The following is a 24,795-nucleotide window of genomic DNA, read 5'->3' on the forward strand; positions in this document are numbered from 1 at the left end:
GCCAAAAGACGCTCAGGCGTTCTTGGCAGCGGCAGCCGCTTCGGCAGCAGCCTTCTGGGCGGCCACTTCGGCTGCGAAGTCGTCGACCTTCTTCTCGATGCCTTCGCCGACCACGTACAGAGTGAAGCTCTTCACCGCGGTGGCCTTTTCCTTCAGCATGGCGGCGACGGTCTGCTTGCCGTCGGCGGCCTTCACGAAGACCTGGTCCAGCAGCGAGACTTCCTTCAGGAACTTCTGCACCGAGCCTTCGACCATCTTGGCGACGATGTCGGCGGGCTTGCCGGACTCGGCAGCCTTCTCTTCGGCGATCTTGCGCTCCTTGGCGACCAGCTCGGCCGGCACTTCGGCGGAGGACAGGGCAGCCGGCTTCATGGCGGCCACGTGCATGGCGACGTCCTTGGCGGCGACGTCATCGCCGTCGAACTCGACCATCACGCCGATGCGGGTGCCGTGCAGGTAGGAGACCAGCTTGCCACCCTCGTAGCGCTTGAAGCGGCGGATGGTCATGTTCTCGCCGATCTTGCCGATCAGGCCCTTGCGCACGTCTTCCACGGTCGGGCCGAAGCCTTCCTGGGACAGGGGCAGTGCCGACAGAGCGTCGACGTCAGCGGGGTTCTTCTCGGCAACCAGGCCTGCCAGGGCGTTCACGAAGGCCAGGAAGGCGTCGTTCTTGGAGACGAAGTCGGTCTCGCAGTTGACTTCGATCAGGGCGCCGGCGCCGCCGACGACGGCAGCCGCCACCACGCCTTCGGCGGTGATGCGGGAAGCAGCCTTGCCAGCCTTGTTGCCCAGCTTGACGCGCAGGATTTCCTCAGCGCGGGTCAGGTCGCCGTCGGCTTCGGTCAGGGCCTTCTTGCACTCCATCATGGGAGCGTCGGTACGGGCGCGCAGCTCGGCGACCATGCTTGCGGTAATAGCAGCCATTTCAATCTCCGTTGGACTGGGAGCCGACGCAGCGGCTCCTCAAATACAGATTCAGCGTGGAAAAAAGGGGCTGAATCAGCCCCTGGTGAGCAAGTGCCGAAGGGCTCAGGCGCCTTCGTTCACTTCCACGAATTCGTCGCCGTCGGCGGCAACAGCCTGCACCAGCTCGGCGGTGCTGTTGGCACGGCCTTCCAGCACGGCGTCAGCCACGGCCTTGGCGTACAGGGCGACAGCCTTGGCGGAGTCGTCGTTGCCGGGGATGACGTAGTCGATGCCTTCGGGCGAGTGGTTGGTGTCAACCACGCCGATCACGGGAATGCCCAGCTTCTTGGCTTCGGCGATGGCGATCTTGTGGTAGCCAACGTCGATCACGAACATGGCGTCCGGCAGGGCAGCCATGTCCTGGATGCCGCCGATGTTCTTTTCCAGCTTGGCCAGCTCGCGCTGGAACATCAGGGCTTCCTTCTTGATGGCGGGCTGGGTGCCGTTCTCGACTTGAGCCTGCATGTCCTTCAGGTTCTTCAGCGAGCCCTTGACCGTCTTGAAGTTGGTCAGCATGCCGCCCAGCCAACGCTGGTCGACGAAGGGAACGCCGGCGCGCTGGGCTTCAGCGGCCACGATCTCGCGGGCTTGACGCTTGGTACCGATCATCAGGATCGTGCCGCGCTTGGCCGACAGCTGGCGCACGAACTTCAGCGCTTCCTCGAACTTGGGCAGCGTCTTTTCGAGGTTGATGATGTGGATCTTGTTGCGATGGCCGTAAATGAACGGGGCCATCTTGGGGTTCCAGAAGCGGGTTTGGTGACCGAAGTGGACACCGGCTTCCAGCATTTCGCGCATCGTGACGGACATGAAGTAACTCCGAAGGTTGGTTCTAAAATCCAGCTCGAATCGCGTCGCAGCACAGGGCACGAAAAAAGCCCGCTCCTTGAGCCGCCACGACACGACACCTTTCGATTGCCGGGTTTGCGATTTGTCTGCCGAGATCGCCCCACCGGACCACCGCAACGCAAGCCAAGCCTAGGTAAGCCAAGGCAGGGCAAGCACACAGGATCCGGATTGAGTCGCTGAAGCTACTAACACAGCCGCTAACGGAGTCGCTAACGCAGTCTTCAGCATGCAGTACCCGGCAAAACCCAAAGAGTATAGCACGACTGATGTCCCTCCCTTTCGCCCGCCGCACGCGCCGTGCGGCACCCCTGCCCTGCGCCCGTCCGCCGCGCGCCCCTGAATCCCTCCTTCCCAGCGCAGACGCGCAGCGGCAGGCACTGACGGCGAGGTCCTGAATGGAAGTCGCCATCGTCGGCGCCGGCCTCACCGGCGTCCATGCGGCCCTGGAACTGGCCGCCCAGGGCCATGCCGTGGTCGTGTTCGAACGCAGTGGCAGCGTGGCCGCCGAATCCAGCTTCGCCCAGGGCGGGCTCTGCGCCCCGGCCCTCAGTCCCGTATGGGGCGCCCTGTGCGGCACCCAGGCCCTGGCGCTGCAGTCCAGCGGACTCTCGGAAGCCGGCTGGCGCTGGGCCGCCCGCCAGGCCCGCGGCAAGGGCTGGACCGAGGCCCGACAGACCGCCCTCCTCACCCTCGCTCGCCAGAGCCTCGCCCGCTCGACCCTGCTGCGCAAGCAGCTGCAGCTGGAGCATGAGCGCAGCGAAGGCCTGCTGCTACTGATGCGCGACGAGGCCCAGGCCCGCAAGGCCCAGCCCCTCGTGGAGCGCTGGCAGGGCGCGGGGCTGGCCCACCAGTGGCTGGACGCCGAGGCCTGCCGCCGCCTGGAGCCCGGGCTCAGCCCGGACACGCCCCTGCACGGCGGCTGGCAGCTGAACGAGGCCGAAGCCTGCAACGGCCGCGAGCTGTGCCTGCTGCTCAAGCAAGCCGCCCAGCGCCTGGGGGCGCATTTCATGTTCCATACCGAAGTCCGGGCCCTGCAGGCCGGCCGGCGCCCCGCCCTCACCCATGGCCCGGCCGCACAGACCGGGATTGCCGCCGCTGCGCTACGCCAGGAGGTGCTGGCCGCCAGCGGCCCCAGCACCCTGCCCAGCCCACGCGAGGTGCAGACACACAGCTTCGATGCCATCGTGCTGTGCGGCGCGCAGCCCGCCGACCCGCTCCTGGCCCAGCTGGGCCTGAAGCCGGCCCTGCGCCAGGTCTGGGGCCGCACGCTGACGGCCCCGCTTCGACAGCTCGAGGCCTTCCCCGACCTCGGCCCGCGCGCCAACCTGGTCGACGACCGCCACCAGCTGAGCCTCAGCCGCCTGGGTCAGCGGGTGCGCGTCAGCGGCGGCGCCAGCCTGCAGGCACCCAGCCGCGGCGACAAGGGCTTCGAGCAGCTGCACGAGGTGCTGCACGACTGGTTCCCCGGCGCCATCCAGCCTCAGCAGGCCCAGCACTGGCAGGGCAGCCGGCTGATGCTGGCCGACAGCCTGCCTCTGCTGGGCGCCAGCGGCGCCGAGGGCATCTGGCTGAACCTGGCCCAGGGCGGCCAGGGTGCGGCGCTGGCGGCAGGAGCGGCCCAGCTGATGGCCGCGCTGATCGGCGGCCGCGACCCCGGCTGGGACCTCAGCCCCTTCTCCGCGGAACGCCTGCGCTGAGCTAGAGTGGCCGCATGATCGAGGTGCTCCATCAGGCTGGCCGCTTCCCCCTCTTCAGCAGCGAGGGCTGCCGGGCGCTGGAAGCCGCGGCCCTCGCCCGCTCCCCGGCCCGGGCGCTGATGGCCCAGGCCGGCCTGGCCGTGGCACGCCTGGCCCTGGCCGTGGCGCCCCATGCGCGATGCATCTGGATCGTCTGCGGCCCCGGCAACAACGGCGGAGACGGCCTCGTGGCCGCACGCCATCTGGCGGGCCTGGGACTGGAGGTCCACGTCAGCCATCTGCGCGGCAACAAGCCCCTGCCCGCCGACGCGCAATGGGCCTGGCAGACGGCAACGGACGCCGGCCTGCAGATCGGCCGCGCACTGCAGGCGCCCGATGGCTGCGAGCTGATCATCGACGCCCTGCTGGGTCTGGGCCTGCAGCGGGCGCCCGGGGGTACCTTTGCGCAGGCCATCCAGGCCATCAATGCCAGCGGCGTGCCCGTGCTGAGCGTCGACCTCCCCAGCGGCCTGCACGCCGACACCGGCTGCCCCTGCCCTGATGCGCAGGCGCGGCCCGGTGCCGTCGTGAATGCGCAGCACACCCTGTGCCTGCTGAGCCTCAAGCCCGGGCTGTTCACCGGCCAGGGACGAGACCATGCCGGCCGCATCTGGTTCGACGACCTCGGCGTCCCGGCCGTGGACGGCGGCAGCGGCCGCCTGATCGCCCGGGGAGAGCGGGAGCGCTGGCAGGCGCTGGCCCGCCGCGCGCATGTCAGCCACAAGGGCAGCTACGGGCAGGTGCTGGTCATCGGTGGCGCCGCGCACATGGAAGGCGCCGCGCTGCTGGCTGCCAGCAGCGCGCTGGCAGCCGGCGCAGGCAAGGTCCACCTGAAAGCCTTGTCGGGCGCCCTGCAGGCCGCAGGCACGAGCCGCCTCGAGCTCATGCGCTGGCCCGAAGGCCCTCTTGACGGACAGACGCCCTGGCAAGACCTGACCCTCGTCGTGGGTTGTGGCGCCGGGCACGGACTGGACGTGACGCCCGGCCTGGGTTCGCCCCTGCCTGAAATCCTGCGGCAGGCCCCGCGCCTGGTGCTGGATGCCGACGGGCTCAACACCGTGTCACGCAGCACCATGGCCCAGGAGCTGCTGCGCGCCCGCCGGAGCGCCGGACTGCGGACCCTTCTGACGCCCCATCCCCTGGAAGCCGCGCGCCTGCTGGCATGGCCGGTGGCGCAGGTGCAGGCCGACCGGCTGGCGGCGGCCCGTGTGCTCAGCAGCGCCCTGGACTGCAGCGTGGTGCTGAAGGGCTCGGGCAGCGTGATCGCCAGCCCGGGCGAGCCCGTGCATGTGAATGGCAGCGGCAACGCCGCTTTGGCCGGTGCCGGCACGGGCGATGTGCTGGCCGGCTGGCTGGCCGGACTGTGGGCGCAAGCCCCGGCAATGCCCGTGCACGAGCTCGCCACCCTGGGCGCGGCCTGGCACGGCGAAGCCGCGCACGGCGCACAGGTGCCGCTGCGGGCCGCCGATCTGATCGAGCACATGCACGCGCTGCAGGCCAGCCTGCCCTGAAGGCAAGGGGCGGCAGCGCCTCGATGGCGCCTGCGCCTGGGCTCAGCGCCGCTTGCGACCCTTGCCTGCTTCGCTGGACTTGCGGGCTGCCGTCTTGCGGGCCGCCACCGGCGACTGCGGCGCCGCCGCCGAGCGGCCGGAGCCGCCCGCCTTGGCCCGCTTGCCGCTGGCCTTCACCTCACGGTCCTGGCGCTGCACCTCGGCCAGTTGGTCCGTGGGCTTGCGCGGCGCGGCCTGCCCCGTCTTGTCGCGCAGGGGCTTGGAGGCCGGGCGGAGCTCCTCGCCATCACGCACCAGGCGGAAGTCGATCTTGCGGCCGTCCAGGTCCACGCGGCTGACCTGCACCTGCACCCGCGCGCCGGTGGCGTAGCGGATGCCGGTGCGCTCGCCGCGCAGCTCCTGGCGCACTTCGTCGAAGCGGTAGTACTCGCCACCCAGCTCGGTGATGTGGACCAGGCCCTCGACGAAGAGCGCATCCAGCTGCACGAACAGACCGAAGGTCGTCACCGCGCTGACCGTGCCGCTGAACTCCTCGCCCAGGTGCTCGCGCATGTAGCGGCACTTGAGCCAGGCCTCGACGTCGCGCGAGGCTTCGTCGGCGCGGCGCTCGTTGGCGCTGCAATGCGCGCCCACCACCTCCCAGCGTTCGACCTCGGTGCTGGCAGAGGCCGGGTTGATGGGCTTGGCCTTGCCGGGCCGCTTGGGCGGCACGGGCACGTCCATCTTGGCGGCGTCCAGCTGGTAGCGCTTGTTGCCCAGCATGGCCTTGATCACGCGATGCACCAGCAGGTCCGGATAACGGCGGATGGGGCTGGTGAAGTGCGTATAGGCCTGGTAGGCCAGGCCGAAGTGGCCGGCGTTGGCGCCCGTGTAGATCGCCTGCTGCATGGAGCGCAGCAGCATGGTGTGGATCTGGGTGGCGTCGGGACGGTCCTTGGTGGCACTGGCGATGGCTTGGTACTCGCCGGGCGAGGGATCGTCCGACAGGCCCATGCCGATGCCCAGCGCCCGCAGATAGGCCTGCAGCGCCGTGCGCTTCTCGGGCGTGGGGCCCTCGTGCACGCGGTACAGCGAATGGTGCTTGCCGCCCGCGATGAAGTCCGCCGCGCAGACGTTGGCGGCCAGCATGGCCTCCTCGATCAGGCGGTGGGCATCGTTGCGGGTGCGGGGAATGATCTTCTCGATGCGGCCGTTGTCGTCGCAGACGATCTGGGTCTCGACGGTGTCGAAGTCCACGGCGCCGCGGCGCTGGCGTTGGCTCAGCAGCGCACGGTAGACCTCATGCAGGTGCAGCAGATGCGGCACCAGCTCCTTGCGGCGCGCGGCTTCGGGGCCGTGGGTGTTGGCCAGCACGGCCGCCACCTCGTTGTAGGTCAGCCGCGCATGCGAGCAGATCACCGCCGGGTAGAACTGGTAGGCGTAGGTCTCGCCCTCTTCCGTGATCAGCATGTCGCAGACCATGGAGAGGCGGTCCTGCTCGGGGTTGAGCGAGCACAGGCCGTTGGAGAGCTTCTCCGGCAGCATGGGAATCACGCGGCGCGGGAAGTAGACCGAGGTCGCGCGCTCGTAGGCATCGAGGTCCAGGGGCTCGCCGGGCTTCACGTAGTGGCTCACGTCAGCGATCGCCACCAGCAGGCGCCAACCCTTGAAGGCGGTCTTGCCGCGGCCCTGCTTGTGCGGCGTGCAGAAGACGGCGTCGTCGAAGTCGCGAGCGTCCTCGCCGTCGATGGTGACCAGGGCCACATCGCGCAGGTCCACGCGGTTCTTCATGTCCACCGCGCGCACGCGGTCGGGCAGCTTGGCGGCCTGCGAGAGGGTCTCGGCGCTGAAGCGGTGCGGCACCTCGTACTTGCGCACCGCGATCTCGATCTCCATGCCGGGATCGTCGATCTCGCCCAGCACCTCGGTCACGCGCCCCACGGGTTGCGAATACAGCGAAGGCGGCTCGGTCAGCTCGACGGCAACCACCTGGCCCGCCGTGGCATTGGCGATGGCGTTCTTGGGCACCAGGATGTCCTGCCCATAACGCTTGTCTTCAGGGGCCACGAGCCACACGCCGGACTCCAGCAGCAGGCGCCCGATGATGGGCCGCTTCTTGCGGTCCAGGATCTCCAGCACCCGACCTTCCGGACGGCCGCGCTTGTCATAGCGCACGATGCGGGCGCGCAGGCGATCGCCGTGCATCACGGCATGCATTTCCTGGGCGGAGAGGTAGAGGTCGGGCTGCCCGTCATCGGGGATGAGGAAGCCGTGACCGTCGCGGTGGCCCTGGACCACCCCCTCGACTTCACTCAGCAGGGCAGCCTGCGAACCGGCATTGTTGCCGGGACCACTTGTGTTCTTAAAATTTTTGATGATAGAATCTCAGCTTTCCTGAAACGGCCAGGCACTTTGTTTAAACGAATCATACGTTTAAACGGATGGCTTGGAAACCTTGCCCAGGTGGCGGAATTGGTAGACGCACTAGTTTCAGGTACTAGCGGGTAACTCCGTGGAGGTTCGAGTCCTCTCCTGGGCACCAGATACTCTCAAAAGCCAGCTTCTGATTTCAGAGCTGGCTTTTGTTTTTGCTTTTTGTGTTTTGGTTTTGCGCACTCCGTGGCTGCAGCTCAAAAGGCTGTGGCCATTTTGCTTTGGGGCCTGCCGCCTGCACAAGATCCCGTCGTGCAAGCGGGGCAATGGCAACACCTGACCCCGCCCCGCCCCTTCGAGCCATGAAAAAAGCGCGGGGCCTCGATGACGAGGCCCCGCGCTGCTTCGCGAGCGGATGATGGCAGGTGTCGCGATCAGGGAGGCTCCGTCAGACCGAGAACTTCTTCGCCAGCGCGTCGGGGCGCATGTCGTCGTAGATCTCGAAGGGCTGGTGGATCCAGGGGCTGGTCTCCAGCATCTCGACGTAGTAATCCGGCGTGTAGGTCGAGACCGACTTGGTCCAGATCACTGCCGAGCGCAGTTCCTTCACGGCGGGCATGCCGCGCAGGCGCTCCACCACGGCCTTCAGCGTGACGCCTGAATCGGCCAGGTCGTCCACCAGCAGCACACGGCCGGCCAGTTCGCCCTTGGGCATGGTGATGTACTTGGCGATATCCAGGCGGCCCTGGATGGTGCCGGCTTCCGCACGGTAGGAGCTGGTGGACATGATGCCCAGCGGCTTGTCGAAGACGCGGGACAGCACGTCACCCGGGCGCACGCCGCCGCGGGCCAGGCACAGGATCTGGTCGAACTCCCAGCCCGAGGCATGCACCTTGAGCGCCAGGCGCTCGGTCAGCAGATGGTATTCGTCCCAGGACACGTACAGGTGCTTGCCGTCGTCGGTCAACATAGATGCTTACTCCAAATTCGATGTGATCGTTGAGAGGGGCTCAGCCCTGGTAGGGGTGGCGCAGCAGGATGGTGTGCTCGCGGTCCGGGCCGGTGGACACCATGTCGATGGGCGCACCAATGACCTCCTGCACGCGCTCCAGGTAGCGGCGGGCATTCAGCGGCAGCGCGTCCCAGTTCGTGACGCCGAAGGTGCTCTCGGTCCAGCCGGGGAACGTCTCGTAGATGGGCTTGCAGGCCACGATTTCGTCGGCATCCAGGGGCAGGATGTCGACCTGCTGGCCGTTGAGCTCATAGCCCACGCACATCTGGATTTCCTTGAGGCCGTCCAGCACGTCCAGCTTGGTCAGGCACAGGCCCGTGATGCCGTTGATGATGATGGAGCGCTTCAGCGCGGCGGCGTCCAGCCAGCCGCAGCGGCGGGCGCGGCCCGTCACGGTGCCACGCTCCTGGCCCACGGTCGACAGGTGATAGCCGACCGTGCCTTCCTTCTCCCACTCCAGCTCGGTCGGGAACGGGCCCGAGCCGACGCGGGTGGTGTAGGCCTTGGTGATGCCCAGCATGTAGTGCAGCATCTGCGGGCCCACCCCGGCACCGGCGGCGGCATTGCCGGCCACGCAGTTGCTGGAGGTGACGTAGGGATAGGTGCCGTGGTCGATATCCAGCAGCGTGCCCTGTGCGCCTTCGAACAGGATGTTCTGGCCGGCCTTGTGGGCCTTGTGCAGCATGTAGCCGACGTCGGCCAGCATGGGCTTGACCTGCTCGGCAAGCGCCATGGCCTTGTCGAAGATAGGCTGGAATTCCAGGGCGCTGGCGTTGAGGTAGCCGGTCAGCGCGTGGTTGTGCAGGTCCAGCAGCTCGCGCAGCTTCTTGGCGAAGCGCTCGGGGTGCTTCAGGTCCTGCAGGCGCAGGGCGCGGCGCGCCACCTTGTCCTCGTAGGCCGGGCCGATGCCCTTGCCCGTGGTGCCGATCTTGCCGCTGCCGCTGCTTTCGCGCAGGGCCTCGCGGGCCTTGTCCACTTCCACGTGGAAAGGCAGGATCATCGGGCAGGATTCGCTGATATAGAGGCGCGAGCGCACGTCCACGCCAGCCTTCTCCAGGCGCTCGATCTCGGACACCAGATGGGCCGGATCCACCACCACGCCGTTGCCGATGTAGCAGGCCACGCCGTCGCGCATGATGCCCGAGGGGATCAGCTGCAGGGCCGTCTTCACGCCCTTGATCACCAGCGTGTGGCCGGCGTTGTGGCCGCCCTGGAAGCGCACCACGCCTTGCGCGTGGTCGGTCATCCAGTCGACGACCTTGCCCTTGCCTTCGTCACCCCACTGGGTGCCCACAACGACCACATTACGGCCGCGCGCGATCTCACTGTGCATGATGCTCATCCAATGAAAAGTATTCAGATTGGCGGGCCGCGTCAACGCGCGCGCACCACCCATTGCCCGCCAACGCTGACCAGCTCGCGGTCGCAGTCGAATTCGTCGTTCTCGTGTTCATGCCCGGGCAGGACGCAGACCACGGTTTCCCCCTGCTCACGCAAGGCGCGCACGGCGGCGCGAAGAGAGGCATCCTCGCCCCAGGGGGCGCGCACGGCCGCACGCAGGGGCGTGACCGGGCACAGCGCCACCAGGGCCTTGAGGTCCAGGCTGAAGCCCACGGCCGGGCGGCGGCGGCCGAAGACGGCCCCCACCTCGTCGTAGCGGCCACCGCGCAGGATGGCGTCGCTGCAGCCCGCGGCATACAGGGCAAAGCGCATGCCGCTGTAGTAGGCGTAGCCGCGCAGGTCGGCCAGGTCGAAGCCCAGGCGAAGGTCCGGATGGCACTGGCGCAGATGGCTGGAGAGCCAGCGCAGATCGTCCAGGGCCGCACGGATCAGCGGATGGTCGGGCAGCTGCTCGCGGGCGAGGTCCAGCACTTCCATACCGCCATAGAGGCCGATGAGGCTCTGCAGGCCGCGCGACACCGGCTCGGGCATGCCGGCCGTGGCCTGGGCCAGGCTGGCCGCATCCTTGGCGGCCAGGGCGGCGACGATGGCCTCCAGCGTGTCCGCCGGCGGCTTCAGCTCGCCCAGCACGCCCTGCACCAGGCGGGCATCGCCCAGGTCCAGGGTGATGTCCTTCAGGCCGGCCTTGTGCAGGGTGGCGATGGCCAGCTCCTGCACTTCCAGGTCGGCTTCCAGGCCGGCATGGCCGTAGATCTCGACCCCGAACTGCAGCGGCTCGCGGCTGCCATGCAGGCCTTCGGGGCGCGTGTGCACCACGGGACCGCAGTAGCACAGGCGGGTCACGCCGGCGCGGTTCAGCAGGTGGGCGTCGATGCGGGCGACCTGAGGGGTGGTGTCCGCGCGCAGGCCAAGGCTGCGGCCGGACAACTGGTCGACGAGCTTGAAGGTCTTGAGGTCCAGTTCACGACCCGTACCGGTGAGCAGCGACTCCAGGTGCTCCAGCATGGGAGGCATCACCAGTTCGCAGCCGTAGGTCCGCGCCAGATCCAGGAGATCACGCCGGAGTTCTTCGATACGGCGAGCCTGGGAGGGCAAGACGTCAGCAATGTGCTCGGGCAGCAGCCAAGCAGAGGCCATGGACGTTTTCTGGGGGGGTTAAAAACGGCATTGTACCGGGAAGTCCCCGCGCGGCGAACAGGCCGAGCCTACGTGAGGCGCAAACGCGGCTCACGTGTGGAGGGCAGCACGGGCCAGGCCCGGCCGTCGTGCTCAGCGCATCAGCGCCAGCCCCAGCAGCCCGCCAGCCACGCAGGCCAGGCCGACAAAGCGGATCTGGCCGTCGCTCAGCACCAGCATGCGCTGGAAGAGTGCCCGCCAGCGCCCGGGGCTCAGCAGCGGCATGAGCCCCTCGAAGACCAGCATCAGCGCCAGGGCCGTCCAGAGGACGTCCAGGCTCATGCCAGCGGCCCCGGCATCGCGCGAGGGAGCCCGATCACTTGCGTGCCGGCGCCGCGGGCGCGCCGGTGGGGGCGCCGCGCATGGCCTTGAAGAACTCGGTGTTGGGGTCCAGGACCATCACGCCGTTCTTGTTCTTCCAGACCGCGCGATAGGCCTCCAGCGAGCGGTAGAACTGCGCAAACTGCGGATCGCGGCCGAAGGCCTCTGCATAGATGGCCGAGGCCTTGGCGTCGCCCTCGCCCATGATCAGCTGGGCATCGCGGTAGGCTTCCGCCAGGATGACTTCGCGCTGGCGATCGGCGTCGGCGCGGATCTTCTCGGCTTCGGCATTGCCGGTGGCGCGCCATTCATTGGCCACGCGCTTGCGCTCGGATTCCATGCGACGGTAGACGGCGTCCGTGATGTTGGCGGCGAAGTCCACGCGCTTGATGCGCACGTCCATGATCTCGATGCCGAACTGCTTGGCCTCCTCGATCAGGCGGCGGCGCACGTCCTGCATGACCTTGTCGCGCTCGGTGGCCAGCACGGCACGGACGTCACGCTTGGTGACCTCCTCGTTCAGGGCCGCCTGCACGATGGGGCTCAGGCGGGCATCCACGCTGCGCATGTTGTTGCCGCTGTTGCGGATGAACTGGCGCGGGTCGGTCACGCGCCATTTCACCAGCCAGTCGATGACCAGGCTCTTCTTCTCGGCCGTGAAGATGGGGCGGGGATCCGGGTTGTCCAGGGTCTGCACACGGCGGTCCAGGAAGACCACATTCTGGAAGGGCGGCGGCAGCTTGAACTTCAGGCCGGGCTCGTTGACGACTTCCTTGATCTCGCCCAGGGCGTAGACCACGGCGAACTGGCGCTGATCAACGACGTACATGGTCGAGCTCAGGACCATGAAGGCGACCAGGGCGCCCAGCACGATGCTAGTGATTCGATTCATCTGTGCGCTCCCTCAACGGCCTTCGCGATTGCGCAGGGCATCGCGGTTGCGGTCCACCGGCGCCACGGTCGCGGGCGCGGGCTCGACGGTCACCGGCACGGGCGAGCTGCTCGTGACGTTGGAACCGTTCTGCTGGATCAGCTTGTCCAGGGGCAGGTACAGCAGGTTGGAGCCGCTGCGGCTGTCCACCATCACCTTGGTGACGTCGCCGTAGATCTGCTGCATGGTGTCGATGTAGATGCGGTCGCGCGTCACGGCCGGCGCCTTCTGGTACTCGACCAGCACCGACTTGAAACGCTGCGCATCACCCTCGGCGCGGGCGATCACGCGGGAACGGTAGCCCTCGGCTTCCTGGCGCAGGCGCGCGGCCTTGCCCTGGGCTTCGGGGATCACGTTGTTGGCGTACGCCTCGCCCTCGTTCTTGAGCTGTTCCTTGTTCTGACCCGCCTTGAAGGCATCGTCGAAGGCCGCCTGCACCTGCTCGGGCGCCTGCACGCTGCCGACGTTGACGTTCTTGATCACGATACCGGCCTTGAGCCGGTCCAGCTGGGCCTGCACCGACTTGCCCAGTTCGGCAGCGATGGCGTCGCGCTGCTCGTACAGCACGGAGTCCATATTGGACTTGCCCACGATCTCGCGCACGGCGGACTCGGCGGCCTGGCGCACGGCGTCGTCGGGCTCGCGGTTCTCGAAGAGGTAGTCGCGGGCGTCCTTGAGCAGGTACTGCACCGTGAAGCGGATGTCCACGATGTTCTCGTCCTGCGTCAGCATGGAGGAGTCGCGCAGGCCCGTGCCCGTCACGGTGGTCTGGCGGCCCACCTCGACCGAGCGCAGCTGCGTCACGGCCACGGTCTCATGCGCCTGGAAGGGATACGGCAGGCGCCACTGGAAGCCGGCGTCGACCGTCTTGCTGTACTTGCCGAAGGTGGTGATGACCGCCTGCTCGCCTTCCTGCACGGTGAAGAAGCCGCTGCCCAGCCAGGCCAGGACCACCACGCCGCCGATCAGGCCCATGCCTACGCCGGCACTGCGCATGTCGGGGCTGGATCCGCCACCGCCGCCCTGCGGCTCGGGGCCGCCGCGTCCGCCGAAGAAGCCGGAGAGCTTGCGGTTGAAGTCGCGCCAGAGCTCGTCGAGGTCCGGCGGGCCGTCATTGCGGCCGTTGTTGAGCAGCGCGGCGTCGCGGCGTGCGCGCGGCAGCATCAGGGCACGCAGCAAGGCAGCTGCTGCAGCAGCGGTCTCTCGCAGCGTGGGGGCGCCAGGGGCGCGCTCAGCGTGATTCATGCTCATGCCTGTTCGTTGGAATGGGGCGCCGGGCCATTGTCCACGGCTTTGCCCTCGTTGTTCGAAGCCGGACCGGACTCCGACCAGGACCCTTCGTCCTCATGTGGTGGCTTGGCCAGGGAAATCAAGCGCGGGTCATGCTCGGGCTCCGGGGTCAGGCCTTGCTCGCGCATGGCGGTGACGATCTGGGCCCGCAACAGGTCCAGGCCCTCACCGCTGATGGCGCTGACGAAGATGCGCGGTACGCGCTGGCCATTGGGCCGCTCCATCCAGTCCACGGGCTGGCGCGGGCGCTGGGTGTCCTCGAGCTTGTCCAGCTTGTTGTAGACCAGCAGCTGCGGGATGCCGGCGGCGTCGATTTCCTCGAGCACGCGCTCGACCTCCACCATCTGCTCATCCAGCACCGGCGAGGCGGCATCGACCACATGCAGCAGCAGATCGGCATCGGCCGCTTCCTGCAGCGTGGCCTGGAAGGCCTCCACCAGCTTGTGCGGCAGGTCGCGGATGAAGCCCACGGTGTCGGACAGCGACACGCTGGCCGCCGCTTCCTCCAGGTACAGCGAGCGCGTGGTGGTGTCCAGCGTCGCAAAGAGCTGGTCGGCCGCGTAGGTACGGGCCTTCACCAGCGCATTGAAGAGCGTGGACTTGCCGGCGTTTGTATAGCCGACCAGGGAGACGCGGAACACGCCGTTGCGCGCACGGGCGCGGCGCTGGGTGCTGCGCTGGCGCTGCACCTTCTTGAGCCGCTCCTTGATGCTCTTGATGCGGTCATCGATCATGCGGCGATCCAGCTCGATCTGGGCCTCGCCAGGGCCACCGCGCATGCCGATGCCGCCGCTCTGGCGCTCCAGGTGGCTCCAGCGGCGCACCAGGCGTGAAGCCAAGTACTGCAGCCGGGCCAGCTCGACCTGCAGCTTGCCCTCGTGGCTCTTGGCGCGGGCCGCAAAGATCTCCAGGATCAGAGCTGTGCGATCTGCAACCGGCACGCCGAGCACACGCTCGAGATTGCGTTGCTGCGCCGGCGAAATGGCCTGGTCGAAGAGCACCGTGTGGGCGCCGTGGGCCTGCACCAGCAGCTTGATCTCGTCGGCCTTGCCGGAGCCCACGAAGAGCGCAGCGTCAGGCGCCTGGCGCTTGGCGGTCACCCGGGCCACGGGCGTGTCACCGGCGGACTCGGCCAGCAGCGCGAGCTCGTCCAGGGAGGGATCGAAGGGGGCGCCGCGTCCGAAATCGACACCCACAAGAATGGCGCGCGCCGCCTCGGAGGGCGGCGTCGCGGCGGAATGGCTTGAAGAACTCAAGGTTGGTGGAGGCCGTCACGGGCGGAGCCGCGACGGCGTGTCCTCTCAGGCAGCGTTGTTGTCAGCGCTGTCGTTGGCGTGGAAGTTCACGGCGCGGCCGGGAACCACCGTGGAAATGGCGTGCTTGTAGACCATCTGAGTGACCGTATTGCGCAGCAGCACGACGTACTGGTCAAAGGACTCGATATGGCCCTGCAGCTTGATGCCGTTGACCAGGTAGATGGACACCGGCACATGCTCCTTGCGCAGGAGGTTCAGGAAGGGGTCTTGCAGGAGTTGTCCTTTGTTGCTCACGATATGCTCCGTGTTGTGAGAGGGGGGGAAGAGAGAACTGCACCTTAACACAGCCGCGGGTTTCCCCGCGCCTGGCATTCAGTCATCCTTGTCCAGGAATGGATTCTTGGATGAGCGCATCTCGATGCGCAGGGGCGTACCCGTGAGCTTGTAGTGGGCGCGGATGCGGCCCTCCAGATAGCGCTTGTAGGCATCGGAGACGCTGTCCAGCGCATTGCCGTGGATCACCACGATGGGCGGGTTCATGCCGCCCTGGTGCGCGTAGCGCAGCTTGGGGCGCGAGACACCCGAGCGCTGCGGCTGCTGGTGCTGCACGGCCTCCTGGATCAGGCGGGTGAGCACCGGGGTGGTCATCTTCTTGTAGGCCGAGGAGTAGGCATCGGCCAGCGCGTTCCACAGCGGGCCCAGGCCCTGGCGCTTCAGCGCCGAGATCTTCAGCGTGGGCGCGAACTTCAGGAAGGACAGGCGCGACTCGATGGAACGCTCCAGCATCTCGCGCTGGTAGCTGTCCACCGCATCCCACTTGTTGATCGCGACGACCACGGCGCGGCCACTGTCCAGGATGTAGCCCGCGATGTGGGCGTCCTGGTCGGTCACGCCCTGCGTGGCGTCGATCAGCAGCAGCACGACGTTGGCGTCGGCGATGGCCTGCAGGGTCTTGACCACCGAGAACTTCTCGATGGCCTCGAAGACCTTGCCCTTGCGGCGCAGGCCGGCGGTGTCGATCAGCTTGAACTTCTGGCCTTGGCGCTCGAAGTCCACCGAGATGGCGTCGCGCGTGGTGCCCGGCATGTCGAAGGCAACGAGGCGCTCTTCGCCCAGCCAGGTATTGATCAGCGTGCTCTTGCCGACATTGGGACGCCCGGCGACGGCCAGGCGGATGACCTGCTCCTCCTCGGCGCCCTGCTCTTCCTCGTCGCCGTAGTCAAAGCCTTCGAGCACGGCTTCCAGCATGCTGCGGATGCCCTGGCCGTGAGCCGCGGAGATGGGGTGGGGCTCACCCATGCCCAGCTCGTGGAACTCGCCCAGCAGGGGCGACTCGCTCATGCCCTCGGCCTTGTTGACGGCCAGGAACACGCGCTTGTTGCAGCTTCGCAGGTAGCGGGCGATGTCCTGATCCTGGGCGGACAGGCCCAGGCGGATGTCGACGACGAAGACGACCGCATCCGCCTCGGCCACGGCCTGGCGGGTCTGCTTGGCCATTTCCTTGACGATGCCGGTGGAGCTGTCGGGTTCGAAGCCGCCGGTGTCGATGACGATGAAGTCGCGGTCACCGAGACGGCCATCGCCATAGTGCCGGTCACGCGTCAGGCCGGCGAAGTCGGCCACGATGGCGTCACGGCTCTTGGTCAGCCGGTTGAACAGCGTGGACTTGCCCACATTGGGGCGGCCCACCAGGGCGATCACGGGTTTCATCATGTTCTTGTTCTTCTTTCAAAGACGGGAGGCGTCACAAGCGCGCGGCCTCATTGGGGCCGCAGCGCGAAGAGGCCTCCGTTGCGGGTCACGACCAGGACGGTATTGCCGGCCGCCACCGGCGCAGCCACGATGGCCGAGCCGTCGGTGGGCAGGCGCAGCTGGGTCTTGCCGGTTTCGCGGTTGAGGAAATGGACCTGGCCTTCGAAGTCGCCCACCACCACGCTCTGGCCCAGGACCAGGGGGGCGGACAGCTTGCGGTTCAGGAACTGCTCGGCATTCCAGAGCACGTCGCCATTGCTGGTGCGCCAGGCCGTCAGGCGGTCGGAGGCGTCGGCGCCCACGATGACCTGGGCATCGCCGCCCACGCCCATGACGCCACCGACGTTGCGGGTCCAGGTGGTGGAACCACGCTCGGCGTTGATGCAGCTGACGGCCGACTGGAAGCCGCGGGCGCACAGCAGCTCGCCGGTGCGCACCAGGGGGCCGACCACATCCGCCAGGCGCTCGACTTCGTTGGTGCCGCGCGGGTTGGCCACGCTGGCCTCCCATCGCACGGTGCCGCGCAGGGGGTCGACGCCGGCCAGGCGCGAGCCCTGCCCGACCACCAGGGTGTCCTTGTAGCTGCCGATGGCACCGGGCTGCAGCAGCGTCAGGGGATCACCAGGACGACGCAGCTCGAAGAGCTTGCGGCCGTCAATGGCGTCGAAGGCCAGCACGGCACGGTCGACCGTGAGCACGAAGATGCGCTCGCCGGCCACCAAGGGTGCCGTCAGGATGGGCACGGACAGGGGCTTGCGCCACAGGGTCTTGCCCTCGTCCAGCGAGACCAGATCGTTGTCGCGGGTGACGACGGCGGCATAGCGGCCATCGCTGCCCACGCCTGCGGCCAGCTTCTCCTTGAGATTGGCACGCCAGACCGCGCTGCCATCGGCCGCCTTGAGGCGCTGCACGGTGCCATCGCCGTCGGCGACGACGAAACTGTCAGGCAGCGCGACGACGTTCAGCCCGAAGCGGACGCCGTCCATGCGCTGCTGCCACACCACCTTGCCGGCGATGCTGGGTGTCACGGCTTCCAGCGGGGCCGGCTTGGCGTCCTTGGAATTGGAGAACAGCGAGCAGGCCGACAGCAGGGCCGGCAGGGTCGCCAGCAGCAGGCCGCGGCGAAGGACTTGCAGGGACTTCATGCTCACTTGCCGGACTCCTTGCCCGATTCCTTACCGGCCTCCGCTGCCGCCTCTTCCGGCACGGCGGCGCCCAGGCTGGCGAGCTTGGCCTCGACCAGCTGGCGGTAGTCCAGAGTCTTGTCCATGGCCTGATAGGCCTTCAGGTATTCGGCCTTGGCCACCTCGGGCTTGGACTGCAGCACGGCGATGTCACCGCGGCGGTCGGCCACCAGGGCGGAGAAGTCGGCGGACTTCACGGCGTCCAGGGTCTTGCCGGCTTCATCGAGCTGCTTGGCGTCGATCTGCAGTCCGGCCAGGCGCAGGCGTGCCAGGTCTTGATAGAGCGCGTCTCCGGCATTCTGGGCCGCCCAGGCCAGGGTGGCGCGGGCACCGTCGTCGTTCTGCTTGTCGTGTTGCAGGCGGGCCTGCAGCAGCGCGCCTTGCGCGGCAGCCACGGTCGAAGGGAAACGCTCCTTCAGCACGGCGAAGGCGGCCGTGGCCTTGTCCACGTCACCGGCTTCCACCTGGTTGGACAGCTGCTCGTACAGGGCCGAGGCCTTGGCGCCCTGATCCCGCTGCCACCAGTTCCAGCCCACCCAGGAGGCATAGGCCAGCAGCACGGCGGTCAAGCCCCAGCTGATGAGGTTGCCCCATTGCTTCCAGAAGGCCTTGAGCGCTTCCAGTTGTTCCTGTTCTTCCAGATCGAGATGCGACGCCATTGCTTGTGTTCGGTAGGGAATGGGGTGAGTGAGCCGCGATTATGCGTTGCGGAGTTCGTGGGCCCAGGAAGCCACCTCGGCCAGCTTGCGGCTGGACTGGGGCGCGCCTTCCTCGCGCAGGGGCTTGAGGCCCACTTCGCCGCGAGCCAGTTCGTCCTCGCCGAAGATCAGCGCCAGGCGAGCGCCGCTGGCATCGGCCTTCTTGAACTGGGACTTCATGCTGCCCTGCCCCGGGTGCAGCACCACCGAGACACCGGCGGCGCGCAGCGCCTCGAGCGCCTGCATGACCTGACCCAGCCCCTGGGCCGAGGGGACGATGGCATAGGCATCGGCCACGGGCAGGTCCATCTCGGTGCCCAGGGTTTCCAGCAGCAGCAGCAGGCGCTCCAGGCCCAGGCCGAAGCCCACGGCCGGCGTGGCCTTGCCGCCCAGCTGCTCGATCAGGCCGTCGTAGCGGCCGCCCGCACAGATCGTGCCCTGGGCGCCCAGCTTGTCGGTGACCCACTCGAAGACGGTGAGGTTGTAGTAGTCCAGGCCGCGCACCAGGCGCGGGTTGATGCGGTACTGCAGGCCCACGGCATCCAGCAGGGCCTTCACGCCGTTGAAGTGGGCCAGCGAGGCTTCACCGAGGAAATCCAGCAGCTTGGGCGCAGCCTCGGCCATGGCCTGCATCGCGGGGTTCTTGGTGTCCAGCACGCGCAGCGGGTTGCTGTACATGCGGCGCTTGGCTTCCTCGTCCAGCACGTCCTGGTGTTGTTCCAGGTAGGCGATCAGGGCCTCGCGGTGGGCCTTGCGCTCTTCGGACTGGCCCAGGCAGTTGACCTCCAGCACCACGTCACGGCCCTCGACCAGGCCCAGCTCGCGCCACAGGGTGCGGGCCAGCAGGATGACCTCGGCGTCCACATCGGGGCCGGCGAAGCCCAGGGCCTCGACGCCCATCTGGTGGAACTGGCGGTAGCGCCCCTTCTGCGGGCGCTCATGGCGGAACATCTGGCCGAAGTAGTAGAGGCGCTTGCCACCCTCGCGCAGGAAGCTGTGCTCGACCATGGCCCGCACCACGCCAGCCGTGCCCTCGGGGCGCAGGGCGAGCTGGTCGCCGTTCATCTTGTCCTCGAAGGCGTACATCTCCTTCTCGACGATGTCGGTCACCTCGCCGATGCCGCGCACGAACAGGGCCGTGGGCTCCACGACGGGCGTGCGCACGTTCTGGTAGCCGTAGCGCTGCAGCACGCTGCGCATCTTCGCCTCCAGCCACTCCCAGCGCGCCGACTCCGGCGGCAGGATGTCGTTCATGCCCTTCACGGCCTGAAGGGGCTGCTTCTTCTGATCACTCATGGACTCTCTCGCGGCAGGCTCAGGCGTTCTGAGCGCCGAAACGTTTTTCGATGTAGTTCTCGACCAGGGTCTGGAACTCGGTGGCAATGCCCTCCCCGCGCAGGGTCAGGGCCTTCTCGCCATCGATGAACACGGGAGCCGCAGGCGCCTCGCCGGTGCCGGGCAGGCTGATGCCGATGTCGGCATGCTTGCTCTCGCCGGGGCCGTTGACGATGCAGCCCATCACGGCCACCTTCATGTTCTCCACGCCGGGGTACTTGGCACGCCAGACGGGCATCTGGGCGCGCAGGTAGTCGTCGATCTGCTTGGCCAGCTCCTGGAAGGTGGTGCTGGTGGTGCGGCCGCAGCCCGGGCAGGCCGTGACGCTGGGGTTGAAGGCACGCAGGCCCAGGGACTGCAGGATCTCCAGCGCCACCACCACCTCCTGGGTGCGGGACTCGCCGGGCTGGGGCGTCAGCGAGACACGGATGGTGTCGCCGATGCCCTCCTGCAGCAGGATGGACAGGGCCGTGGCCGACGCCACCGTGCCCTTGGTGCCCATGCCGGCCTCGGTCAGCCCCAGGTGCAGGGCGTAGTCGCAGCGCTGGCTCAGGGCGCGGTAGACCGAGATCAGGTCCTGCACGCCGCTGACCTTGCAGCTGATGATGATGTTGTCCGGGTTCATGCCCAGCTCGCGCGCATAGCTGGCCGAGCTCAGGGCCGACTGGATCAGCGCCTGGTACATCACCTGCTGGCCGTCCCAGGGGGCGGCGCGGCGGGCGTTGTCGTCCATCATCTGGGCGAGCAGCTCCTGGTCCAGGCTGCCCCAGTTGACGCCGATGCGCACGACCTTGTCGTACTTCATCGCAGCCTCGATCATCTGGGCGAACTGGCGGTCCTTCTTGTCGCCCTTGCCCACGTTGCCGGGGTTGATGCGGTACTTCGACAGGGCCTGAGCCATCGCCGGATGCTCGGTCAGCAGGCGATGGCCGTTGTAGTGGAAGTCTCCGACCAGCGGCACGTCGATGCCCATGCGGTCCAGCTGCTCGCGGATGTGCGGCACGGCCTCGGCGGCTTCCGGCGTGTTGACGGTGATGCGCACCAGTTCCGAGCCGGCCACGGCCAGCTCCTTGACCTGGATGGCGGTCTCGATGACGTCCACGGTGTCCGTGTTGGTCATGGACTGCACGCGCACCGGCGCATCGCCGCCGATGGTCACGACGCGGTCGCCCCAGCGCACGCGGGCCTGGCGGCTGCGGCGTGCAGCCGGCCTGGCGGCCGCGATGGCATCGAGGCTGTCAGGCGTTTCGGACGGGGTCGTCGGGGTCACACTCATCACTTCTTTCAGCTGGTTCTATTCGGCCGGCATCTGGCGCACCCGCTCAGGGCAGCTCCAGGCGTGCCACGTTGTCACGGGAGCGGGCCTGCAGGTCCACCGCCGCGCCACGCAGGCTCAGGTGGGTGCCGGACACATTGCCCACGCGCAGCTTGACGGGCGTCTGCACCTGCAGATCGGCCACCTCGCCGGCGCGCATCAGGCGGGAATACTGGACCTGGCCCCGGGCGTCGACCACCTCGACCCAGCTGTCGGCGCTGGCACGCAGCACCAGCGGCGCAAGGCCGGCCGTGGCCACGGCCGGCGTCGGGGCCGCGGACGCGGCGGCCGGCCGGGCTTGCTCGACGGGCACTGCGGCGGGCGAGGATGCAGGAGCAGGAGCAGGAGCGACCTGGGCAGGCGCCACCGCAGGCGCCATCGCGACGGGCACTGCAGAAGCCGCGCCGCTCTCAAGCGGGGCCGAGGCCAGGGGCGCGGGCGTCAGGGTGGGCAGCATCACCGTCGAGGCGGCATCGGCAACCGGCGAAGGCGGCGGCCCGAAGACCGGCTCGCTCGCCGCCGGAGCCGCGGCTGTGCGCCAGCGCGCGGCCAGGTCGGCCGGCATCAGGTACACCGCCGCCGCCGCCGCGAGCAGGCCCAAGGGGGCCAGCACCACCGGCTTGCGCAGCACGGCCAGGCTCACGCCTTCACCGCCCAGGGCCTGGGGCCTGAAGGGCTGGTTCAGGCCCTTGCTGACCCGTTCCAGGCCGGGCTCCGTGCTTGCCGGCAACAGCTTGAGGATCTCGGCGGGATCGACCTTCAGCACGCGGCAGACGGCCTTGGCCAGGGCGCGGGCGAAGGTGGCATCGGGCAGCTCGTCCAGCCGATCGGCCTCCAGCGCCTCCAGGCGCGCCTGAGGCACCTTGAGCGTGGCGGCAAGAAAGCCGATGTGCATGCCGGCGGCCTCGCGCAAGGCCTTGAGTCGGGCGCCTGCCGTCGTCGGCTCGGCCCGCCTGAGGCCCAGGCCCGCGGCGTCCTGCTCGGGGAACACCTGACCGTCAGTCATCGAAGCGCCCTTCCCGCAGTCGCTGGGTCTCCGCCGCATCGGTGAAGCGGCGACGCAGCTGCTGCCCGAGGTCTTCCACGGCCACGCCGTTGTTGAGCTTGCGCTCGATGCGCAACTCCAGCCACAGGCTCTGCGCGTTGACCAGCTCGGCCTGCGCATTGATGCGACGTGCGTAGAAGCGGGCGCGTTCGTACTGCTGCTGGTGGTAGAGCACCTCGGCCAGGTTCAGGGACACGGCGGGATTGGCCGGGTCCAGCTCGAAGGCCTTGGACAGGCTGTGCTCGGCGGCCGGCCACTCACCGTTGCGGGCCTCGCAGACGCCGCGCGCCAGCAGGGAGCGGCTCGTGCCGCGGTAGTTGGGCAACGCCAGGGCTTGCTCGAAGAGGGCGCGCGAGGCCACCCAGCGGCCTTGCTGGCAGAGGAACCAGGCGTAGTTGTGCATGGCATCGCCGTCGCCGGGGGCCGTGGCGATGGCGCGCTTGAAGCCCTCCTCCGCCATGTTCGTCTCGCCCATCGCGGCATAGACCAGGTTGCGCAGGTTGATGGCCTCGCGCTGCTCCGGCTTCAGGGCCAGGGCCAGCTTGATCTCGTCCAGGGCCGTGGAGTACTGGCCGCGGGCGAAGTAGCCCGTCGCCAGCTCCACGCGCACCGCGGCCCGGCGGTCCAGATCGGTGCGGTCGCTTTCCGTCTTGGGTTCGGCCGAGCTGCCCGAGCCCGTGCTGGCGCACCCCGGCAGCAGCAGCGCCGCCGAGAGCGCCAGGAGCCCTTGCAGCATCAGGGGGCGCAGAAGGAGGCGGGATTTCTGAAACACGATCGCTGGCGTCATCATGGAGGGAGCGTAGCTCGGGATCAGGAAGTGGGCTGCCCCGGCGCGGAGCTCGCGCCATCGGCAGGACGGTCGGCCGCATTCTTCACCACAACCACGGGCCGCACCATGCGTAGATGCGCGCGGGTGCGATCTTGCACCTCTCCGGCCAGCTGGCCGCAGGCGGCGTCGATGTCATCGCCACGGGTCTTGCGCACGGTGGTGACGATGCCCGCCCGGATCAGCACCTCGGCAAAGGCCTGCACGCGCTCCTTGGGGCTGCGCTTGAGGCCGGACGCCGGGAAGGGATTGAAGGGGATCAGGTTGAGCTTGCACGGCACCTTGCCCTTGAGCAGGCGCACCAGCTCCTCGGCCTGCTCGGGCGTGTCATTCACGTGGTCGAGCATGCAGTACTCGAAGGTGATGAAGTCGCGCGGCGCGGCGTCCAGGTAGCGATTGCAGGCCGCCAGCAGCTCGGCGATGGGGTACTTCTTGTTCAGCGGCACCAGCTGGTCGCGCAGCGGGTCGCTGGGCGCGTGCAGGGACACGGCCATGGCGACGGGGCAGTCCTCGCGCAGACGGTCCATCATGGGCACGACGCCCGAGGTGGAGACAGTGACCCGGCGGCGCGAAAGCCCGTAGCCGTGGTCGTCCAGCATGACCTTGAGCGCCGGCACCAGCGCGGCATAGTTCTGCAGCGGCTCGCCCATGCCCATCATCACGACATTGCTGATGACGCGGTCCGGCGTGTTGAGGCGCACGCGCAGGTGGTGCTCGGCAAACCACAGCTGGGCGAGGATCTCCCAGGTCTCGAGATTGCGGCTGAAGCCCTGGTGGCCCGTGGAGCAGAAACGGCAGCCCACGGCGCAGCCGGCCTGGCTGGACACGCACAGCGTGCCGCGGTCGTCCTCGGGGATGAACACCGCCTCGACGGCATTGCCCTGCCCCACATCGAACAGCCACTTGATCGTGCCATCGGCGGAGGCCTGCTCGGAGATCACCGGCAGCGCCTGGATGTGGGCGCGGGTGGCCAGCTTGTCCCGCAGGGACTTGGCCAGGTCGGACATCTGCGCGAAGTCAGACGCCCCTTTTTGATGGATCCAGCGGAAGAGCTGGGTCGCGCGAAAGCGCTTCTCCCCCAGCTGCTCGCAGTACGCGGCCAAGCCTTCGAGATCGAACCCGAGCAGGTTCGTGAGTCCGGGTGGATTGACCGCGTCGTTCATGGTCTTGCCTCTCAAGGAGTCGCCAGGACCGCCCGGCATGACCTGACCCCGAGGGGCAGGACCGCCGGCGGCAGGCCCGTGGGCGTTCTTCATTCAAATGCCGACCGCCCCAGGCACTGCACAAGGCAGCACGGCCGCGTTGACGGCCTCCTGAGGCGGCTTTGTTGCGACTCGCCCCTTGAGGCTCGCTGCAAGAGGCTTTGGCGCGATTTAGCGGCTGTAGACGTTCATGCCGGGGAAGAAGAAGGCAATTTCCACAGCGGCGGTTTCAGGGGCGTCAGAGCCGTGCACGGCGTTGGCGTCGATGCTGTCGGCGAAGTCGGCGCGGATGGTGCCCTTCTCGGCCTTCTTCGGGTCGGTGGCGCCCATCAGGTCGCGGTTCTTCAGGATGGCGCCTTCGCCTTCCAGAGCCTGGATCATCACCGGGCCGGAGATCATGAAGTTCACCAGGTCGTTGAAGAAAGGACGGGCCTTGTGCACGGCGTAGAAGGCTTCGGCTTCGCCGCGCGACAGGTGGACCATCTTGGCGGCGATGACCTTCAGGCCGGCGCCTTCAAAGCGCGAGTAGATCTGGCCGATGACGTTCTTGGCCACGGCATCGGGCTTGATGATGGAAAGGGTGCGTTCGATGGCCATTTTTTTCTCCTGGAATCTGAGGCTTGGCAAAGCCGATGAT

Annotated in this window: 22 protein-coding genes and 1 tRNA gene; 3 read left to right on the forward strand and 20 right to left on the reverse strand. The window is 68.0% G+C overall.

The genetic code is table 11. The features are described 5' to 3' along the window. Window positions 1–12: 12 nt before the first annotated feature. A complete protein-coding gene (gene tsf, locus ABDJ40_RS08790; RefSeq protein ID WP_269629614.1) occupies window positions 13–924 on the reverse strand; it encodes a translation elongation factor Ts in 912 nt (303 codons plus the stop codon). 105 nt (window positions 925–1,029) lie between these two features. After that, window positions 1,030–1,776 (reverse strand): 30S ribosomal protein S2, encoded by a 747-nt coding sequence (gene rpsB, locus ABDJ40_RS08795; protein ID WP_183102687.1) that lies wholly within the window; start codon window positions 1,774–1,776, stop codon window positions 1,030–1,032. A gap of 434 nt (window positions 1,777–2,210) precedes the next feature. Between rpsB and ABDJ40_RS08800 the strand changes: the two genes are divergently transcribed. Both ABDJ40_RS08800 and ABDJ40_RS08805 read left to right on the forward strand, forming a co-directional pair. Then, a complete protein-coding gene (locus ABDJ40_RS08800; protein ID WP_347608831.1) occupies window positions 2,211–3,512 on the forward strand; it encodes an NAD(P)/FAD-dependent oxidoreductase in 1,302 nt (433 codons plus the stop codon). A gap of 14 nt (window positions 3,513–3,526) precedes the next feature. After that, entirely contained in the window at window positions 3,527–5,062 is a 1,536-nt protein-coding gene (locus tag ABDJ40_RS08805; protein WP_347608833.1) for an NAD(P)H-hydrate dehydratase, read from the forward strand. Between the two features lie 42 nt (window positions 5,063–5,104). On the opposite strand, the gene rnr is transcribed toward ABDJ40_RS08805, so the two are convergent. Continuing rightward, the gene (rnr, locus tag ABDJ40_RS08810) at window positions 5,105–7,357 is read right to left on the reverse strand and encodes a ribonuclease R (protein WP_347609180.1); all 2,253 of its coding nucleotides are present in this window, start codon (window positions 7,355–7,357) and stop codon (window positions 5,105–5,107) included. 141 nt (window positions 7,358–7,498) lie between these two features. On the opposite strand from rnr, the gene ABDJ40_RS08815 reads away from it, so the two are divergent. Further along, window positions 7,499–7,583: transfer RNA gene (locus ABDJ40_RS08815), tRNA-Leu, on the forward strand. A 279-nt stretch (window positions 7,584–7,862) separates the two neighbouring features. Here ABDJ40_RS08815 and ABDJ40_RS08820 read toward each other — a convergent pair. The 17 genes from ABDJ40_RS08820 to ndk all read right to left on the reverse strand — a co-directional run bounded on the left by ABDJ40_RS08820 (window position 7,863) and on the right by ndk (window position 24,755). Then, entirely contained in the window at window positions 7,863–8,384 is a 522-nt protein-coding gene (locus ABDJ40_RS08820; RefSeq protein WP_183102684.1) for a phosphoribosyltransferase, read from the reverse strand. Window positions 8,385–8,424: 40 nt separating this feature from the next. Then, complete coding sequence (locus tag ABDJ40_RS08825; RefSeq protein ID WP_430765617.1) at window positions 8,425–9,768, reverse strand: adenylosuccinate synthase; 1,344 nt, start codon at window positions 9,766–9,768, stop codon at window positions 8,425–8,427. Between the two features lie 32 nt (window positions 9,769–9,800). After that, complete coding sequence (locus ABDJ40_RS08830) at window positions 9,801–10,964, reverse strand: ATP phosphoribosyltransferase regulatory subunit (RefSeq protein ID WP_347608836.1); 1,164 nt, start codon at window positions 10,962–10,964, stop codon at window positions 9,801–9,803. 132 nt (window positions 10,965–11,096) lie between these two features. Further along, window positions 11,097–11,285: a DUF2065 domain-containing protein gene (locus tag ABDJ40_RS08835; protein ID WP_269629619.1), complete on the reverse strand. Its 189-nt coding sequence runs from the start codon at window positions 11,283–11,285 to the stop codon at window positions 11,097–11,099. Window positions 11,286–11,319: 34 nt separating this feature from the next. After that, on the reverse strand, window positions 11,320–12,216 hold the full coding sequence (gene hflC, locus ABDJ40_RS08840; protein WP_347608838.1) for a protease modulator HflC: 897 nt from the start codon (window positions 12,214–12,216) through the stop codon (window positions 11,320–11,322). Between the two features lie 12 nt (window positions 12,217–12,228). Continuing rightward, window positions 12,229–13,506 (reverse strand): FtsH protease activity modulator HflK, encoded by a 1,278-nt coding sequence (gene hflK / locus ABDJ40_RS08845; protein ID WP_430765618.1) that lies wholly within the window; start codon window positions 13,504–13,506, stop codon window positions 12,229–12,231. Further along, entirely contained in the window at window positions 13,503–14,801 is a 1,299-nt protein-coding gene (hflX, locus tag ABDJ40_RS08850; protein ID WP_347608840.1) for a GTPase HflX, read from the reverse strand. The genes hflK and hflX overlap by 4 nt, the downstream gene beginning before the upstream one ends. 45 nt (window positions 14,802–14,846) lie before the next feature. Beyond that, window positions 14,847–15,095: an RNA chaperone Hfq gene (hfq, locus tag ABDJ40_RS08855; RefSeq protein ID WP_269629622.1), complete on the reverse strand. Its 249-nt coding sequence runs from the start codon at window positions 15,093–15,095 to the stop codon at window positions 14,847–14,849. A 78-nt stretch (window positions 15,096–15,173) separates the two neighbouring features. Further along, window positions 15,174–16,511: a ribosome biogenesis GTPase Der gene (gene der / locus ABDJ40_RS08860; protein ID WP_269630518.1), complete on the reverse strand. Its 1,338-nt coding sequence runs from the start codon at window positions 16,509–16,511 to the stop codon at window positions 15,174–15,176. 50 nt (window positions 16,512–16,561) lie between these two features. Next, the gene (bamB, locus tag ABDJ40_RS08865) at window positions 16,562–17,698 is read right to left on the reverse strand and encodes an outer membrane protein assembly factor BamB (protein ID WP_347609185.1); all 1,137 of its coding nucleotides are present in this window, start codon (window positions 17,696–17,698) and stop codon (window positions 16,562–16,564) included. A 2-nt stretch (window positions 17,699–17,700) separates the two neighbouring features. Next, the gene (locus tag ABDJ40_RS08870; protein ID WP_347608842.1) at window positions 17,701–18,396 is read right to left on the reverse strand and encodes a YfgM family protein; all 696 of its coding nucleotides are present in this window, start codon (window positions 18,394–18,396) and stop codon (window positions 17,701–17,703) included. 39 nt (window positions 18,397–18,435) lie between these two features. Continuing rightward, window positions 18,436–19,731 carry a histidine--tRNA ligase gene (hisS, locus tag ABDJ40_RS08875; RefSeq protein WP_347608844.1) on the reverse strand — a complete coding sequence of 432 codons (1,296 nt, stop codon included), beginning with the start codon at window positions 19,729–19,731 and terminating at the stop codon, window positions 18,436–18,438. A 19-nt stretch (window positions 19,732–19,750) separates the two neighbouring features. Then, window positions 19,751–21,046 (reverse strand): flavodoxin-dependent (E)-4-hydroxy-3-methylbut-2-enyl-diphosphate synthase, encoded by a 1,296-nt coding sequence (gene ispG, locus ABDJ40_RS08880; RefSeq protein WP_347608846.1) that lies wholly within the window; start codon window positions 21,044–21,046, stop codon window positions 19,751–19,753. Between the two features lie 46 nt (window positions 21,047–21,092). After that, window positions 21,093–22,091, reverse strand: coding sequence for a helix-turn-helix domain-containing protein (locus tag ABDJ40_RS08885; protein ID WP_347608848.1), 999 nt, complete (start codon window positions 22,089–22,091; stop codon window positions 21,093–21,095). Next, a complete protein-coding gene (pilW, locus tag ABDJ40_RS08890; RefSeq protein WP_347608850.1) occupies window positions 22,084–22,866 on the reverse strand; it encodes a type IV pilus biogenesis/stability protein PilW in 783 nt (260 codons plus the stop codon). Before pilW ends, ABDJ40_RS08885 begins: the two co-directional genes overlap by 8 nt. A gap of 74 nt (window positions 22,867–22,940) precedes the next feature. Beyond that, window positions 22,941–24,119, reverse strand: coding sequence for a dual-specificity RNA methyltransferase RlmN (gene rlmN / locus ABDJ40_RS08895; RefSeq protein WP_269629629.1), 1,179 nt, complete (start codon window positions 24,117–24,119; stop codon window positions 22,941–22,943). Window positions 24,120–24,329: 210 nt separating this feature from the next. After that, a complete protein-coding gene (gene ndk, locus ABDJ40_RS08900; RefSeq protein ID WP_183104816.1) occupies window positions 24,330–24,755 on the reverse strand; it encodes a nucleoside-diphosphate kinase in 426 nt (141 codons plus the stop codon). Window positions 24,756–24,795: the final 40 nt, after the last annotated feature.

The organism is Roseateles flavus, from assembly GCF_039872765.1.
In the GTDB taxonomy this organism is placed as follows: Bacteria; Pseudomonadota; Gammaproteobacteria; order Burkholderiales; family Burkholderiaceae_C; genus Roseateles_B; species Roseateles_B flavus.